Source organism: Funiculus sociatus GB2-C1, from assembly GCF_039962115.1.
GTDB classification, from domain to species: domain Bacteria; phylum Cyanobacteriota; class Cyanobacteriia; order Cyanobacteriales; family FACHB-T130; genus Funiculus; species Funiculus sociatus.
The window spans coordinates 13,640-27,086 of record NZ_JAMPKJ010000079.1 but is presented as its reverse complement, the minus strand read 5'-3'; the positions used below and the strand labels follow the sequence as shown (position 1 = coordinate 27,086).

Annotated in this window: 12 protein-coding genes; 5 read left to right on the top strand and 7 right to left on the bottom strand. The window is 45.5% G+C overall.

The genetic code is table 11. From position 1 onward, the window contains the following. The first annotated feature begins 223 nt into the window (after nt 1-223). Complete coding sequence (abc-f, locus tag NDI42_RS25060) at nt 224-1,840, top strand: ribosomal protection-like ABC-F family protein (protein WP_190456529.1); 1,617 nt, start codon at nt 224-226, stop codon at nt 1,838-1,840. A gap of 126 nt (nt 1,841-1,966) precedes the next feature. On the opposite strand, the gene NDI42_RS25055 is transcribed toward abc-f, so the two are convergent. Further along, nucleotides 1,967-2,908, bottom strand: coding sequence for a glycosyltransferase (locus NDI42_RS25055; protein ID WP_190456527.1), 942 nt, complete (start codon nt 2,906-2,908; stop codon nt 1,967-1,969). Between the two features lie 147 nt (nt 2,909-3,055). On the opposite strand from NDI42_RS25055, the gene NDI42_RS25050 reads away from it, so the two are divergent. Beyond that, complete coding sequence (locus NDI42_RS25050) at nt 3,056-4,255, top strand: argininosuccinate synthase (RefSeq protein ID WP_190456526.1); 1,200 nt, start codon at nt 3,056-3,058, stop codon at nt 4,253-4,255. 150 nt (nt 4,256-4,405) lie between these two features. Here the strand turns inward: NDI42_RS25050 and NDI42_RS25045 are convergent, their stop codons facing one another. The 3 genes from NDI42_RS25045 to NDI42_RS25035 all read right to left on the bottom strand — a co-directional run bounded on the left by NDI42_RS25045 (nt 4,406) and on the right by NDI42_RS25035 (nt 6,217). After that, nucleotides 4,406-5,038 carry a DedA family protein gene (locus NDI42_RS25045; RefSeq protein WP_190456524.1) on the bottom strand — a complete coding sequence of 211 codons (633 nt, stop codon included), beginning with the start codon at nt 5,036-5,038 and terminating at the stop codon, nt 4,406-4,408. Between the two features lie 65 nt (nt 5,039-5,103). Beyond that, entirely contained in the window at nt 5,104-5,595 is a 492-nt protein-coding gene (locus NDI42_RS25040; protein WP_190456521.1) for an Hpt domain-containing protein, read from the bottom strand. A gap of 373 nt (nt 5,596-5,968) precedes the next feature. Beyond that, entirely contained in the window at nt 5,969-6,217 is a 249-nt protein-coding gene (locus NDI42_RS25035) for a Ycf34 family protein (RefSeq protein WP_190435128.1), read from the bottom strand. Nucleotides 6,218-6,415: 198 nt separating this feature from the next. Between NDI42_RS25035 and NDI42_RS25030 the strand changes: the two genes are divergently transcribed. Continuing rightward, nucleotides 6,416-7,849, top strand: coding sequence for a CCA tRNA nucleotidyltransferase (locus NDI42_RS25030; RefSeq protein WP_190456520.1), 1,434 nt, complete (start codon nt 6,416-6,418; stop codon nt 7,847-7,849). A gap of 130 nt (nt 7,850-7,979) precedes the next feature. On the opposite strand, the gene NDI42_RS25025 is transcribed toward NDI42_RS25030, so the two are convergent. The 3 genes from NDI42_RS25025 to NDI42_RS25015 form a co-directional block, all read right to left on the bottom strand. Then, nucleotides 7,980-8,939 (bottom strand): orange carotenoid protein N-terminal domain-containing protein, encoded by a 960-nt coding sequence (locus NDI42_RS25025; protein WP_190456518.1) that lies wholly within the window; start codon nt 8,937-8,939, stop codon nt 7,980-7,982. Between the two features lie 235 nt (nt 8,940-9,174). Beyond that, nucleotides 9,175-9,702, bottom strand: a complete 528-nt coding sequence (locus NDI42_RS25020) for a GrpB family protein (RefSeq protein WP_190456517.1) — start codon at nt 9,700-9,702, stop codon at nt 9,175-9,177. A gap of 41 nt (nt 9,703-9,743) precedes the next feature. Next, nucleotides 9,744-10,799, bottom strand: a complete 1,056-nt coding sequence (locus NDI42_RS25015; protein ID WP_190456515.1) for an NAD(P)/FAD-dependent oxidoreductase — start codon at nt 10,797-10,799, stop codon at nt 9,744-9,746. 80 nt (nt 10,800-10,879) lie between these two features. Here NDI42_RS25015 and NDI42_RS25010 point away from each other — a divergent pair, with 80 nt between their 5' ends. Both NDI42_RS25010 and NDI42_RS25005 read left to right on the top strand, forming a co-directional pair. Further along, nucleotides 10,880-11,722 carry a YaaW family protein gene (locus NDI42_RS25010; protein ID WP_190456513.1) on the top strand — a complete coding sequence of 281 codons (843 nt, stop codon included), beginning with the start codon at nt 10,880-10,882 and terminating at the stop codon, nt 11,720-11,722. Between the two features lie 219 nt (nt 11,723-11,941). Further along, the gene (locus tag NDI42_RS25005) at nt 11,942-13,411 is read left to right on the top strand and encodes an O-antigen ligase family protein (RefSeq protein WP_190456512.1); all 1,470 of its coding nucleotides are present in this window, start codon (nt 11,942-11,944) and stop codon (nt 13,409-13,411) included. Nucleotides 13,412-13,447 lie beyond the last annotated feature (36 nt).

Here is a 13,447-nt window from a genome sequence, read left to right as displayed (position 1 = left end):
TGAACTCCGGCTCAGTTCAGCCAATGAGATAAGCAAGGGTTATGAATAACGGGTAGCAATCGCCTTTGTTCAGTCCCCATAGTACCCCAGCGATGACTTTTGCAAGAGGTCTATTGTTACCCATTTCTCTTTTGATGCAATACGAATAAATATCTCACCCCCTTTTTTAAGGGGATATGAGGTATAGCATTACCAATAAACATTAAAATTAGGGGTTTTTACTATGGATGTAAAATCACTTTTAATAGCTGATAATATTAGCTACGAATTTGCTTCAGGGAGAACTTTATTCAAGGAAATTAAAGTTGGAATTTCTAAAGGCGATCGCATTGCTCTGGTTGGTGGTAATGGGGTAGGAAAGTCAACATTTTTGAAAATCTTGGCTGGTGAAATCCAAGCTAGCTCTGGTTCGGTGATTAGTCGCGCTGTTTATTACTTACCGCAAATTAGTACAATTAAACAGGAAATAAAAGAAAATACTGTTCTCAACTTTCTCAGTTCATTATCCGATGAATGGTGGGAAATCGGAGAGATATTAGAGGCAACGCTAGGCACCTCTATTGATATGTCTTTACCGATTGGAAGTTTAAGCGGTGGAGAAATAACTAAACTGTTTCTGGCGATTGGTTTATCTAAACAGCCAAGTCTCTTGTTACTGGATGAACCTACTAATCACATGGATTTTCTAGCTTTAGAGACTTTGAAGAATTTCTTAACCGACTTTACCGGAGCTTTCGTAATAGTCTCTCACAAACCTTTTTTCTTAGACCAAGTTGTGAATACAACCTGGGAATTAACTCAATCAGGACTGAAGGTTTACGGCGGTAACTATTCTGCATACAAAGCACAAAAACAGACAGAAATACAGGTCGCCTTGAGGACACATGAAGTAGCAAAAAAAGAACTGCTGCGTGTCAAAGATGCAGCCTTAGAGGAACAAAAGCGTGCTGCACGCTCAAGAAAAGAAGGACGCTTACAAGCTCACGATAGAAGTATGGGAAGGGCAGAAAGAGGTTTCTTTTCTGAGTTAGCATCCGCTGCTGCTGGAAACGCTTCAAAAAAACATGAAGCAACTGTAGCTAAAGCAATGCAAAAATTTGAAGCTTCTAAAATTAAGACAAATAAGGTTACTCTGGTAAGTTTGGAAGAAGGAAGTAGTAAAAAGGGAAGAAATCTCGTTGATATTCAAGGTGCGGAACTCAAAATTGGAAACCAACTTCTCCTCAAAAATATACAGCTTCATATTTCATCGGGAGAGCGGGTTACTGTTTCCGGAGCTAATGGTTCGGGTAAGTCAAGTTTGGTTAAAGCAATTCTGGGTATTAGAAATCAGAATTCTCAACTTTTTCTTGAGGCAGGCGAAGTTTTAGTTTCAAAAGATATGCAAGTCGTATATCTCGACCAGAATTATGAGTTAGTAGATAGGGAAATGACAGTTTTAGAAAATATGCGAAAAGCCAATTCAAGTCTTGCCTACCAACTTTTACGGCAACAGTTAGGACATTTTCTGTTTTTCAATGATGAAGTCAATAAAAAGGCTAACTTCTTAAGTGGTGGTGAGTTAGCTAGACTAGCATTGGCTATGATAAGTATTTCATCAATTGATTTACTGGTTTTGGATGAACCGACGAATAATCTGGATTTAGAAACAGTTGCTCAGATTGTCGAAGCGTTATCGGAGTTTCAGGGGGCGATTTGCGTTATTTCCCACGACATCGATTTCTTGAGTAAGATTCAGATAACCAAAGCCTGGAAAATTAAAAATAAAACTTTGCAAGTTACAGCTTTTCTTCCCAATCAGCAGGAGCAATATTATCAAGAAATAATTGGTAATTTGTAAGATTAATTCTTCTTGTTTGGGAACAATTGGATGGCATCCCAGTAAAAGCACCTGGCGATTAGAAATCACGGCTATACAAACTAAGTCCGCCTGCGCGGACTCAATGAACCAACCAGATTTGATGATTTAAGCTTTATGCTGTATCTCTGCGTAAGCAGCATAAACTCCCTGAACGTTATACCAGTTAAGGAAAATTCGGGCAATTTCTAAAGCTAATTGGGGATTACCTCGGTCAATTAACCATTGTAAAAAGGGTGCCATTGTCTGCTCGTTAAGCCTACCGCCAAGAGAAAGTAATCCCCAGAGGATGCGGTGCAGCATAGTCATTTGAATCATCATTCGCACGTCCCAAGAAGGGTGTTTTTGATAAAACAAAACTCCCATGCGTCCCCGTTCAATTTCTCTGCCAATCATGCCCTGAATTTGTTCTAAGGCAAAGGGTGGATGCCAGTGATAACCGACAGCTTCGGGGCATTTAATCAGTTTTAAACCTAGTTGTTTGAGCCTAACACCTAGTTCTAAATCTTCCCAGCCGTAGAGTTGAAAGCGGGTGTCGAAAAGTCCAGCTTGTTCCAACCAATGCTTTGCGATCGCTACATTTCCGGTAGCAAAGTAAGCGGCTGAAAAATCCGTGATTTTGTAAGGTTCAGAAGTCGGGTTCTCAAAGTTGTTGGTATTGATCACCCAACCATAGGTAAAGACGCGATCGCTTCCTAACTTCTGCTGTCCCTGCACCAAAGCGTTAGCGTGTGAGGCGAGAAAATGTTCAGTGACAACCAAATCGCTATCAATAAAAATGATAGTGTCACCTTGAGCCTGTTCTACTCCCAGATTACGGGCGGCGGCTGGCCCTTTGTGGTCTTGCGAGAGCGATCGCACATGAGGAAACTCAGCAGCGTGCGATTCTAGCCACTCCAGCGTACCATCCGTGGAACCATCATCCACCAGCACAACTTCGTAGCCTTTAACTCGACTATAAGCGCCCAACTGCTGAGATTCTAGCGCTCTCAAGCACTTTTCCAAAATAGGTTTGCGATTGTAAGTTGGAATGACAACGCTAAAAAACACCGTTTCCCCTGGAATACAACTGTTTACAGTATCCCTCAAAGAAGAGGTAAGCCCATAATTGAATATGAATCTGTGATATTACTGACAAGAATGTACAAAGATTAGTTGCATAATAAGAACTCGTTGTTTTGCGGGATTGAGAGATAAATGGGTCGTGCTACTAAAGTGGTGCTGGCATATTCAGGTGGAGTCGATACCTCCGTCTGTATCCCATACCTTAAAGAGGAGTGGGGAGTACAAGAAGTGATTACCCTGGCGGCGGATCTAGGACAGGGTGATGAACTAGATCCAATCCGGGAAAAAGCCTTAAAATCGGGTGCGAGTGAATCGCTAGTAATTGATGTAGTCGAGAGATTCGTCAAAGATTATGGATTTCCGGCGATTCAGGCGAATGCACTTTACGAAAATCGCTATCCCTTAGCGACTGCTTTGGCTCGTCCGTTGATTGCGAAAATATTAGTAGAAGCTGCCGAAAAATACGGTGCAGATGCGATCGCGCACGGTTGCACTGGCAAAGGTAACGATCAGGTGCGCTTTGATGTGTCGATTGGCGCACTTAATCCCAAAATCAAAATCTTAGCACCAGCCAGGGAATGGGGCATGAGCCGCGAGGAAACAATTGCCTACGGCGAACGCTTCGGGATTCCATCGCCAGTGAAAAAGTCTTCGCCTTACAGCCTTGACCGCAATTTGCTTGGCTTAGCAATTGAGGCTGGCCCTCTGGAAGATCCGTGGACGGAACCGCCGGAAGAAGTTTTTGCGCTCACCAAAGCGATCGCGGATACACCCAACGAGCCAGAATATGTTGAGATTGGCTTCGAGAAAGGCTTACCTACTACCCTTAACGGCGAAAACCTCTCGCCAGTGGCTCTAATTACTAAACTCAACGAGCTAGCTGGAAACCACGGTGTCGGACGCATCGACATGATCGAAAACCGCCTTGTGGGTATCAAATCGCGGGAAGTCTACGAATCTCCCGCAATGCTGGTATTAATCGACGCGCACCGCGACTTAGAAAGCTTGACTCTGACCGCAGATGTCACCCGCTACAAGCGAGGCATTGAAGAAACTTACAGTCAGTTAGTCTATAACGGTCTGTGGTATAGTCCGCTAAAAGCCGCTCTGGATGCCTTCATTCAACAAACACAAGAGCGGGTGACAGGAACAGTGCGGGTTAAACTCTTTAAAGGCAACGCGATGATTGTGGGACGCAACTCTGACAATTCTCTCTACAGCCATGACTTAGCTACCTATGGCGCTGAAGATCAGTTTGACCACAAGGCAGCTGAAGGCTTTATCTACGTTTGGGGATTGCCTACTCGCGTTTGGTCGCAGAAAGCGGATTAAAGTCTCTTCCAGTCTCGCACTGGGAATACGTATCTGTCGGCTCGTGCCGACATTCTTCCTTCAGCAAGGACTTTAAACTGAAAGTGAGGAATCACTTGAGGCAGAGCCTCTTGAATGCGTTCCCAGTCTGAGACTGGGAACGAGGATATTTTAACTTTTTTCAATTTCGCGTTTAGCTTCGCGTGCCTCTAACCAGAGGGGGACGACAATCCAGGCAATTACTGCAAGCAAAGCTACTATGCCAAATTGTGCTACCCACAAAACTAATTTTTCTAGGGGAATGATTCGCCCTGCGAAAAATGATAAAGTTACCATCACTGATGCCCACGCCGTTGCCCCAGCAATGTTATAAATCATGAATTTTAGAAAGGGCATTTCGGCAACTCCAGCTAGGGGACTGGCAACAATCCGTAGCAGCGCTAGGAAACGACCGAGAAATACGGTTTTCCCGGCGTTTTCGCTAAACTGATTTTTAAATTCGGCGAGTTTCTCTTCGCGGATGCGGAAGATTCGCCCTACACTCACCAGTAAAGGCCAGCCGCCATATCTGCCAATCCAGTAGCCGCAGGTACCGCCTACGACTGCACCAGCGATCGCGCTACCTAGCACAAACCAGTAATTCAGTTCTTTACTACCTGCCAAAAACCCCCCAGCTAGAGTAATCGTTTCACCGGGTAGGGGAATTCCCAGGTTTTCAATCAAAATTCCCAAAAAAACTGCCCAATAACCGTATTGGTGAGCAATTTCTTGGACGTTTTCCAGCGATACAAAATCGAAGGACATTTAAGGTAACTTAATAAAGCTTCATCTATTAACTCATATTGACGCGATTCCGGGATAAGTGTCAATCAAAAAAACGACTTTTCCCTATAGGCGTTGCTTTCAGCCTGAAATTTTTGTAATTCTCTATACAAAGCGCTTTTACATCTGGCATACTCAACATAAAGCTGGATTGCTATGCCCAAATCGTCTGGTCTGCTGCCACCGCGACCGTTTGATTCTAGATACTGGCAAAGCTTTGAGAGTTTGGTTGCACCAAGGGCAGCACTGCTTGACTTGAAGCTGTTAGCTTGATGCTCTAATGCTGCCATATCTCCTTTTGCTACAGCGATCGTGATCGCTCGCAGCTTTTTGGGAGCCTCTTCGACAAAAATATCAACTATACCCATCATAAATTCTAAAGCGCTTTCGCCTAATGACTCTCGCCATTTTTGCAACACTTTAGTATCAAGCGCTTCTCCATACTCGTTGTCTGAATTTAAGTGATCCCAGTCCATCTGGCAGTTACACGGGTCTTGTGCCAGATTCTCAATAGTTTTTACGATTATGTCAGAGCGCATATTACTTTAATAATTCGCTGAAGTTTAGCTCTTAGTTCCAAACTACAGCGAATCACAGTATAAATCGTCCGTTATATCACCTAAAGCATTTCCGTAAATTAGGCTGGATTCGGTATAAATCTAAAGATTATTTTAATTACTTATGTAGTATAAGATACAGATCACAGAATTTTTACTGAAAACATTCACCAAGTTCAACGCAACTTTATAAAACAGTGCGATCGCCTGCTCTTGATCTGGGCGAAATTACTGAAAATCAAAAACCCGGCAGTTATACCGGGTTTTTGAGAGGACTGGCAATTTTTGACCAAGGCCCGTCAACAGCTAGGCACGATTCACCGTTAAAGAGCCGCTGTGTTGTTATCAGCTTATTTCAGGTTGGCACTAGCTCACCAGGACGCAACTTCGCCCATTTGCCAGTTTCCTGTTTAAAGCTGAGACAACCCACAACATCCCATTCCATTTCAATATAATCGTCCATTGAACGGATATTGACGTTAATTGTGGGTTCAGTAGCCTCAAAATCAGGTGTTTCAGTCAGGTGAGGCACCTGATGCTGCGTTTCTACGGCATTGTAGGTGGTGCAGCGATCTACGTAATGGCAGTTAATACAAATACACATGGTGCAGCCTCCGAAGGCTTTTCTGATAATCTAGCGCAGACAACACTTGATATTAATTACCTTCAGGGTTGATTTTTGTTGCATCAGTTTTTTGTTGGTTGCGCTTTGGCGTGGGAAAGTTGGAAAGTTTGAATGTAGGAAAGTTGTTAGAACCTTAATCGTTTCAACTTTCTCACTTTTCAACCCTTAAGGTGACTAATGACTAATTCCTCTGCCTTATCTCCCGAAACATGGCCTTTTAGCCTGGAATTGCTGGCTACTCCTGCTTATATGGTAGGTGGTGCCGTGCGGGATGCCTTGCTGGAACGTCGCCGCGAGTACCTAGATTTGGATTTTGTCCTACTCACCGATGCGGTAAAGACAGCGCGAAAAATTGCCAGTCGCTACAAGGCGGGTTTTGTGCTGCTGGATGCCTCTAGACAGATTGCCAGAGTAGTATTTGACCAAGCAACTGCTGATTTTGCTCAAGCTGAAGGAGCAAATTTGGAGACAGATTTGCGGCGGCGGGATTATACGATGAATGCGATCGCTTACAATCCCCACACAGGCGAACTCATCGATCCCCTCAACGGCTATGCAGATTTGCAACAAGGCATCATCCGGATGGTTTCCCCCAAAAATCTGCAAGATGACCCTTTACGGCTATTAAGAGCCTACCGCCAAGCCGCCCAGCTGGGTTTTACCATTGAACCGGAAACCCTAACCGTAATTCGGCAACTAGCGCCCTTGCTGGGGCAAGTATCAGCAGAACGGGTGCAAGCAGAGTTAGCTTATCTCCTCAACACCCCTGACGGCACACCCTGGATTATCGCCGCTATTGAGGATGGTTTACTTCAAACTTGGTTTAAGAGTGCCTTTAGCCCCCCTTTTCAAGGGGAGTTGGGCGGATCTCCTAACCTTCAAGGGGAGTTGGGCGTATCTCCTAGCCCCCCTTTTGAAGGGGAGTTGGGGGGATCGCCTAGCCCCCCTTTTGAAGGGGGGTTGGGGGGATCTCCTAGCCTTCAAGAGGAGTTGGGGGGATCTCCTAGCCTTCAAAGGCAGTTGGGCGGATCAGTCGTCTCTACAAGATTGACAGCCATTGAACCTTCAGCTGTTGTACTAGCCCAAACTTGGGCTGACTTAGGAAACTTACTCTCCAAACCAGTAGGCGATACCTTAAAAACCTCTTGGCTGGGAGTTGCAAAACTGGCAACTCTGCTGTCACCCATCCCTGAACAAGCCGAAGCTGAATTATTAAATTTAAAATACAGTCGCGCAGAAATTCGCGCCCTCACCACTGCAATTAAATACCTACCCCAATTGCAATCATCCCAGATGTCTTTGCCAGAACAGTATTTTTTCTTTCGGGGAGTTGGACAAGTCTTTCCGACTTTGGTAGTGTTAGCTGTGGCATCTGGGACACCTGTAGAAGAGTTGGCACCCCTGATCGACCTCTACCTCACCCCTGATGACCAAGTTGCCCATCCTACGCCACTCGTCACGGGTACACAGCTAATACAAACTTTTAACTTAAAAGCTGGGCCACAAGTTGGTAAAGTCCTCACAGCGCTGGGATTGGCACGCGCCGAAGGCAAAATCTCCACCTCAGCAGAAGCCATAAAATTAGCTTCCCAATTACTTGAGGATCAGTAATTTTTGGATTACATTAATAAAACAAAATCACAGAGTAGGGTGAATGCGATCGCACTCACCCAACTCCACAAGGCTTATTGGGTTCTCAACCTTAACCCAACCTAACTATGTCTCAAAGCGACTTAGCACTCTACGCACGAGTCAGATTTAGTAGTTCTTTGGGAGATGCCAGTAAGTCAACTGCTACGAAGAAAATTTTGCCTTGGGGATTTAGTAAGAAGCGCCACGCAATGTTCATCCCAACGCTAGCACCAAACCAAGGTGTTTCTACTGTTCCTGTGACTTTATGCTGCGTATAGCCATCTTCTATGCGCTCAGATACGCCTTTCTGTGGGATCATTTTGAGTCCCTGGCATTCTTCACGCATATATGCAGAAATTGCCTCATGACCGACAATCGGCTTCTGGAATGGCGGTTGCAATGCTCCGTTTTCAACAAATAAAGCTACAGCAGCTTCAAAGTCAAATGCGTTCATGTTCTGAATATAATTCAGCACCGTAGGCTCAGTGATGCCCTCAATTTTGACCTTAGTACGAGAAGCTAGCTCGGTTGGTGTCATCAGGGGATCTTCGGGTTTTGCGTAATCGTTAAGAGCAGGATCAAATCCCATGTTGACTACGGTATTACGCAAAACTGTGATTTGCTGACCCGGATCGAGTTTCTTAATGGTTTCTAGCACTGCTGCGGCTTCAGGAGTCATTTGATAGCCAGGGGGGATTGGAGCGACAATACCCTGTGCCATCAATTCTCCTAATTCATACCAAAAACCTAGTTTGGTGTTGACGCTGAAAGAAGAATAGGAGCGGCTGATGGGAGTGTCAGCACGGCTAGCAAGATCGTTCATGACTTGCGTTTGGGCAGCAGCAGGCATCTGCTTAATTTGGGCTAGTAAACCTTCCGCTAATATCATGCGGGCGGCTCCTGTAGCGGCGCGAGTAATTGAAACACCCATTTCGGTGTAGGCAAACCAAAGTAATGCCAGTTGATCGTCAACGCTGAGCTTATCGAAGGCTTGCGTGGTAGCTGGAACAGCATTAGCTACCTCGGTGGTGGGGAAAATGCCTTGAGCTGTTTCGATCGTATACGTCATGGATGTATTTTTAGATTCGCCAAAAGTGTCAAACCAGAAGCCTCTGGTTTACGAATCTTTCTCTCCTGTAATAAATATATAACAAAAACTTTACATTCTTCAATAAAAGTTTACAAAAAGGCTGCGATCGCGCCATCAAGAACTTGCACCAATCGGCTTTCTTCATGCGTGGCGTGAGGTTCATTACTTGATGTGATTGTTTAAGCACTAGAATTGGACGGCTGAAAAACTTGATTCACTCGCTTGCTTCACACTGCTTGCTCCAAGCCCTAGCATCTGAGAGCATCTGCTCAATCAAAGGTGCCTTTGCCTGGACGTAGCCCTCTCGATCTAGCCGGAATTGAACAGCCAGCTTGCGTTTCAAAGCTTCGTATTGCTTCGCCTTGTCTGGGTGGTGCTGGAGAAAATCGCGGAATAGAAGTTGGTTTTCCCAAACTTCATTTCCCAGCTTCACTAGATGAAGGTGGTGAGTGCGGGGCATTCCTTTACGAAAGAAGTGCCGCCCTGGAATACCCGCCTCGCCTTGGTAGACATAGCCGAGTGTTTCCAAAGCTTTGATGTGGGTGGGGCTTGGTGGTAACTCCTCCACGCCTACAACAATATCGATAATCGGTTTAGCTGCCAATCCTGGTACTGAGGTACTGCCAATGTGTTGAATATCCAAGACAGCATCACCGAGGGCGTTGAGAATCTGGGACTTTTCCTGCTCAAATCGGATAGACCAATTAGCATCGTAATCCACTACTTGGATAGAATCTTCCATAGTTTTCAATTAACTCCTTACCCATCACTAACGGATTGTTGCTAGAGAGCATCCAAGAAACTTTCTCCTGGAAGGCTTCGCATCTCCATCTGTTGATTTATCCTGACAGCAGCAGCAGCCCCAGAATTCATTGCCCCTTCCACCAAGTTTCCGCCGCACCAATCGCCACAACAAACTAAGGGCAATGGTGTCTCAGCATCAAGGCAATCAATATTCAAAGGATTACTGGGGAAAGCATAACGCCAGCGGTGAATTTGCAACCATTCCGGGGAATCCAGCCCAGGAATTAGCAACTGTGCAGCACGGGATAACATCTGCTGTGCAGCTGAACTTAAATCTTGGGCATCTAAATAACGTTGGGCAAACTCAGCACTGCTTTGCAGAACAAAAATCGGCATTTCTGGATTTTGACGTTTGCTGCTGTCTAAACCAATCCAGGCTAAATCAGAGTCATTTGAGATGTTACAAGCTTTCCAAGTTGGTAGAGGAAATTCCTTGGAATAACCAGCCATCACGCTAAGGCTGGGGTAAAACTCCACAGAGCGCAAAATCTCCAGAAATGCTGATGATATAGTTTGGGTTAAAGATTCCAGTAACATCAAAGCTTGAGGCGCTGGAATTGCCACAACTACAGCTTTTGCTGTTAATTCGTCGGCTGTGTCCTCAAAAGTGAGATTCCAAGTTTTTTCCTCAGTGAGACTAAGCGCCTGCACTCGTTGACTCAATCGCATCTCTAGATTAGCAGCTAAAAACTTAGCGATCGCAGTCATTCCAGCAGGTGCCACATAACGAGGATATCGCTTTGCTTCTACTAACTGAGACGGCGATCCAGTATCTAATTCGTAAACAGTATCCGTCCAAACTTCAAGAATATGGCGATCGCATAAAACCCCGACAAACTTTTGCAACAACTCACCTTGTGCTTTTAAATAGCACGTACCATGATCCGCACAAGTACCCTGCAATCGGCGCGTCGCTACCCGTCCCCCAACACCACGAGATTTGTCAACCACAACTACTTTGTATCCAGCTTGGTGCAACTGGTTCGCACAGGTAAGTCCCGCCATTCCAGCACCAATCACCGCTACATCAAACATAGCTTGTCACCCACAGCCTTAAGGTATATATGAGTAGAATAAGGGACAGCACCGCATCTGGGGTCTGGGAGGATTGCAAGTTGGACGAGCTGAGAGACGCACTGGAGTTAGCTACAGAAGAAGAATTACAGCACCTGACGGACATCTTGTTCCGTCGCAAATTTAATCCCTTAGATTATGTTCAGACACCTGAACCGATAGACATCCAAAGTCAAGATCGCGAAAGTTGGTTAGATGCTATCGAAGATAGATTTCGCTTTTTGGCAGCAGATGGAGTGACGGTATTGCGGGGACGCACTGGCGAAGTGACGTATCGCCAAGCTTTGATTCAGGTTTGTCGTTACCTCAAAATTCCCTACTCCGCAGAACTTTCGACTACAGATTTAGAGGCAGAAGTGTTTCTCAACCTGATGGGACGGGTGTGGAAACAACTGCCACGACAAGAACAAAAAGCCATGACTGTCAGAATACAGGGAAGTCTGGCAAATTCTGAACTTTCCGAGCCGTTGCCAGTCAACTTGCAGCACGATCCCGTAGGTTTACTGGTCAAAGGTGGTAGCGCTTTGGCTGTTAGTTCCATTGTGCAGCCGATATTGCTGCAACAAGTAGCCCGTCAGTTTGCGATTCAGTTTGCCAGCTATCAAGTTGCCAAAGAAACAGTTATTCAAGGCGGTGCGGTGGCGGCGGCACAGTTTCAGAATTATCTGGCGCTGCAAACAGCTAAGCGAGGTATGGCGATGAGTGCTGCCCGCTATGGTGCCCTCCGGAGTGTATTTGCCTTGGTGGGGCCTGTGATGTGGGGATGGTTTTTTGCCGATTTAGGCTGGAGAGCGATCGCTACTAACTATGGTCGCATTATCCCGATTATCTTTGCCTTAGCACAAATTCGCCTCACTCGCTCAGAGTGCTGGGAAATGGCGTAAAAAGGTACTCGTGCGATCGCCTTAGCATCCTTAAAAAATCAGGGTGGTTTCATACAACCCTTAGAAAATATCGAAATTTGCGGCATTTTGTAGGGGCATGGCAATGCCATGCCCCTACTGCCAGCCAAAATCAACGTTCAAAAATTTTCTTTTAGTAAATGAAACCACTTTGCCAACCCTCCTTAAAAAAGGGGGTAGCAAAAGAAAAAGCAAAAAGAAATGAGGAAAATTCTTTTGCCTTCTTCCCAACATCCTGACCCCAGCTTGCAGCCCTCTTGGAACTATGCCCAGCTGGGGTTACTAATTTTTCCCTTCATTCCGATTCTGGGTGCCTTGGGAATATTCTTGGCATTGGTAGGCACCTGGAAGCAAAAGTATCGCACAATTATCCGTCGCCCCCTCAACTGGGGATTTGCTCTTTTGAGCGTAATCTTGATTATTTCAGCTGCTTTTGCCTTTAATCGCGCTGAAGCTTTTCTGGGATTAGCTAATTTATTCCCGTTTTTCCTCTTGTTTGCTGCTTACAGTCAACTGATCCAAACACCAAATCAGTTGCGGCGACTCGCTTGGATTCTGGTTATTCCTTCCGTACCAGTAGTTATTCTAGGCTTCGGACAGATATTTTTAGGTTGGGCAACTCCAGCACAGTTGCAAGGTATCGTGGGTTGGGCGCTTGAACCCAAAGGCAATCCCCCCGGACGGATGGCTTCGGTGTTTATGTATGCCAATATCCTTGCGGCGTATTTGCAAATTGTTTTCATTCTGTCGCTGGGACTGTGGATTGAAGAAACCAAAAGGCAAAAGCACCTCACCTCTAGCCCCTCTCCTCAAGACCTGAGGGGAGCCGGAGCTGAAGTAAGTCCCGTTAGGCCGCCTCACTTATCCTTTAGCTTTCTTAGGAATTGGGGGAGGCGGAGCCTCCAAAACGTGCGTTCCCAGGCTGAGACTGGGAACGAAGGTAAAAAAAGGGATTCTTATTGGCTGCGCTGGGTGTTTTTGAGTGTGGCGGTAATTGGGAATGCGATCGCTCTCATCTTAACCAACTCCCGCAACGCTTGGGCAATTGTCATCGTCAGTTGTCTCGCCTTTGCGCTCTATCAGGGTTGGCGTTGGCTAATTGCCCTAGTTGCAGGTGTTGCTACTACCGTCCTCTGGGCAGCTTTTGGCCCTTCGCCTGTGCGAGAATGGCTGCGAATCATTGTCCCAACTTACTTTTGGGCGCGACTCACCGACCAGCGTTATCCAGACCGACCAATAGCGCTGTTACGAACAACCCAATGGAAGTTTGCTTGGTCGATGACGCAGCAGCGTCCCTGCACTGGTTGGGGGTTACGAAATTTTACGCCTCTCTATGAGGCAAAAATGCAAATTTGGCTGGGACATCCCCACAGTCTGTTGTTAATGCTAACTGCTGAAACTGGCATCCCAGCAACAATTCTATTTTTTGGATTAGTCGGCTGGGTAATGGCTCAAGGTATCCTGTTATTAGCAAAGATGCACTTCACCGCTTCCCCACAAAATCAATTAATTATTTTTAGTTATTTAGTTGCTTTTGGTTGCTGCACTTTATTTAACACTGTAGATGTAACCCTTTTTGATTTACGAGTGAATACTTTGGGCTGGTTGCTGTTAGCAGCAATTTGCGGAGTAATTTATAGAAAGAAAGCGATTGTTTGTAATTTGAATTAGCTTTTTTAGCAAGCGTGGTAATTACTATAATTTTTA

Bases quoted from the DNA above. Each gene is read 5' to 3' on its own strand.
- abc-f (WP_190456529.1), top strand. From the start codon at position 224: ATGGATGTAAAATCACTTTTAATAGCTGATAATATTAGCTACGAATTT.
- NDI42_RS25050 (WP_190456526.1), top strand. From the start codon at position 3,056: ATGGGTCGTGCTACTAAAGTGGTGCTGGCATATTCAGGTGGAGTCGAT.
- NDI42_RS25045 (WP_190456524.1), bottom strand. From the start codon at position 5,038: ATGTCCTTCGATTTTGTATCGCTGGAAAACGTCCAAGAAATTGCTCAC.
- NDI42_RS25040 (WP_190456521.1), bottom strand. From the start codon at position 5,595: ATGCGCTCTGACATAATCGTAAAAACTATTGAGAATCTGGCACAAGAC.
- NDI42_RS25035 (WP_190435128.1), bottom strand. From the start codon at position 6,217: ATGTGTATTTGTATTAACTGCCATTACGTAGATCGCTGCACCACCTAC.
- NDI42_RS25030 (WP_190456520.1), top strand. From the start codon at position 6,416: ATGACTAATTCCTCTGCCTTATCTCCCGAAACATGGCCTTTTAGCCTG.
- NDI42_RS25025 (WP_190456518.1), bottom strand. From the start codon at position 8,939: ATGACGTATACGATCGAAACAGCTCAAGGCATTTTCCCCACCACCGAG.
- NDI42_RS25020 (WP_190456517.1), bottom strand. From the start codon at position 9,702: ATGGAAGATTCTATCCAAGTAGTGGATTACGATGCTAATTGGTCTATC.
- NDI42_RS25015 (WP_190456515.1), bottom strand. From the start codon at position 10,799: ATGTTTGATGTAGCGGTGATTGGTGCTGGAATGGCGGGACTTACCTGT.
- NDI42_RS25005 (WP_190456512.1), top strand. From the start codon at position 11,942: ATGAGGAAAATTCTTTTGCCTTCTTCCCAACATCCTGACCCCAGCTTG.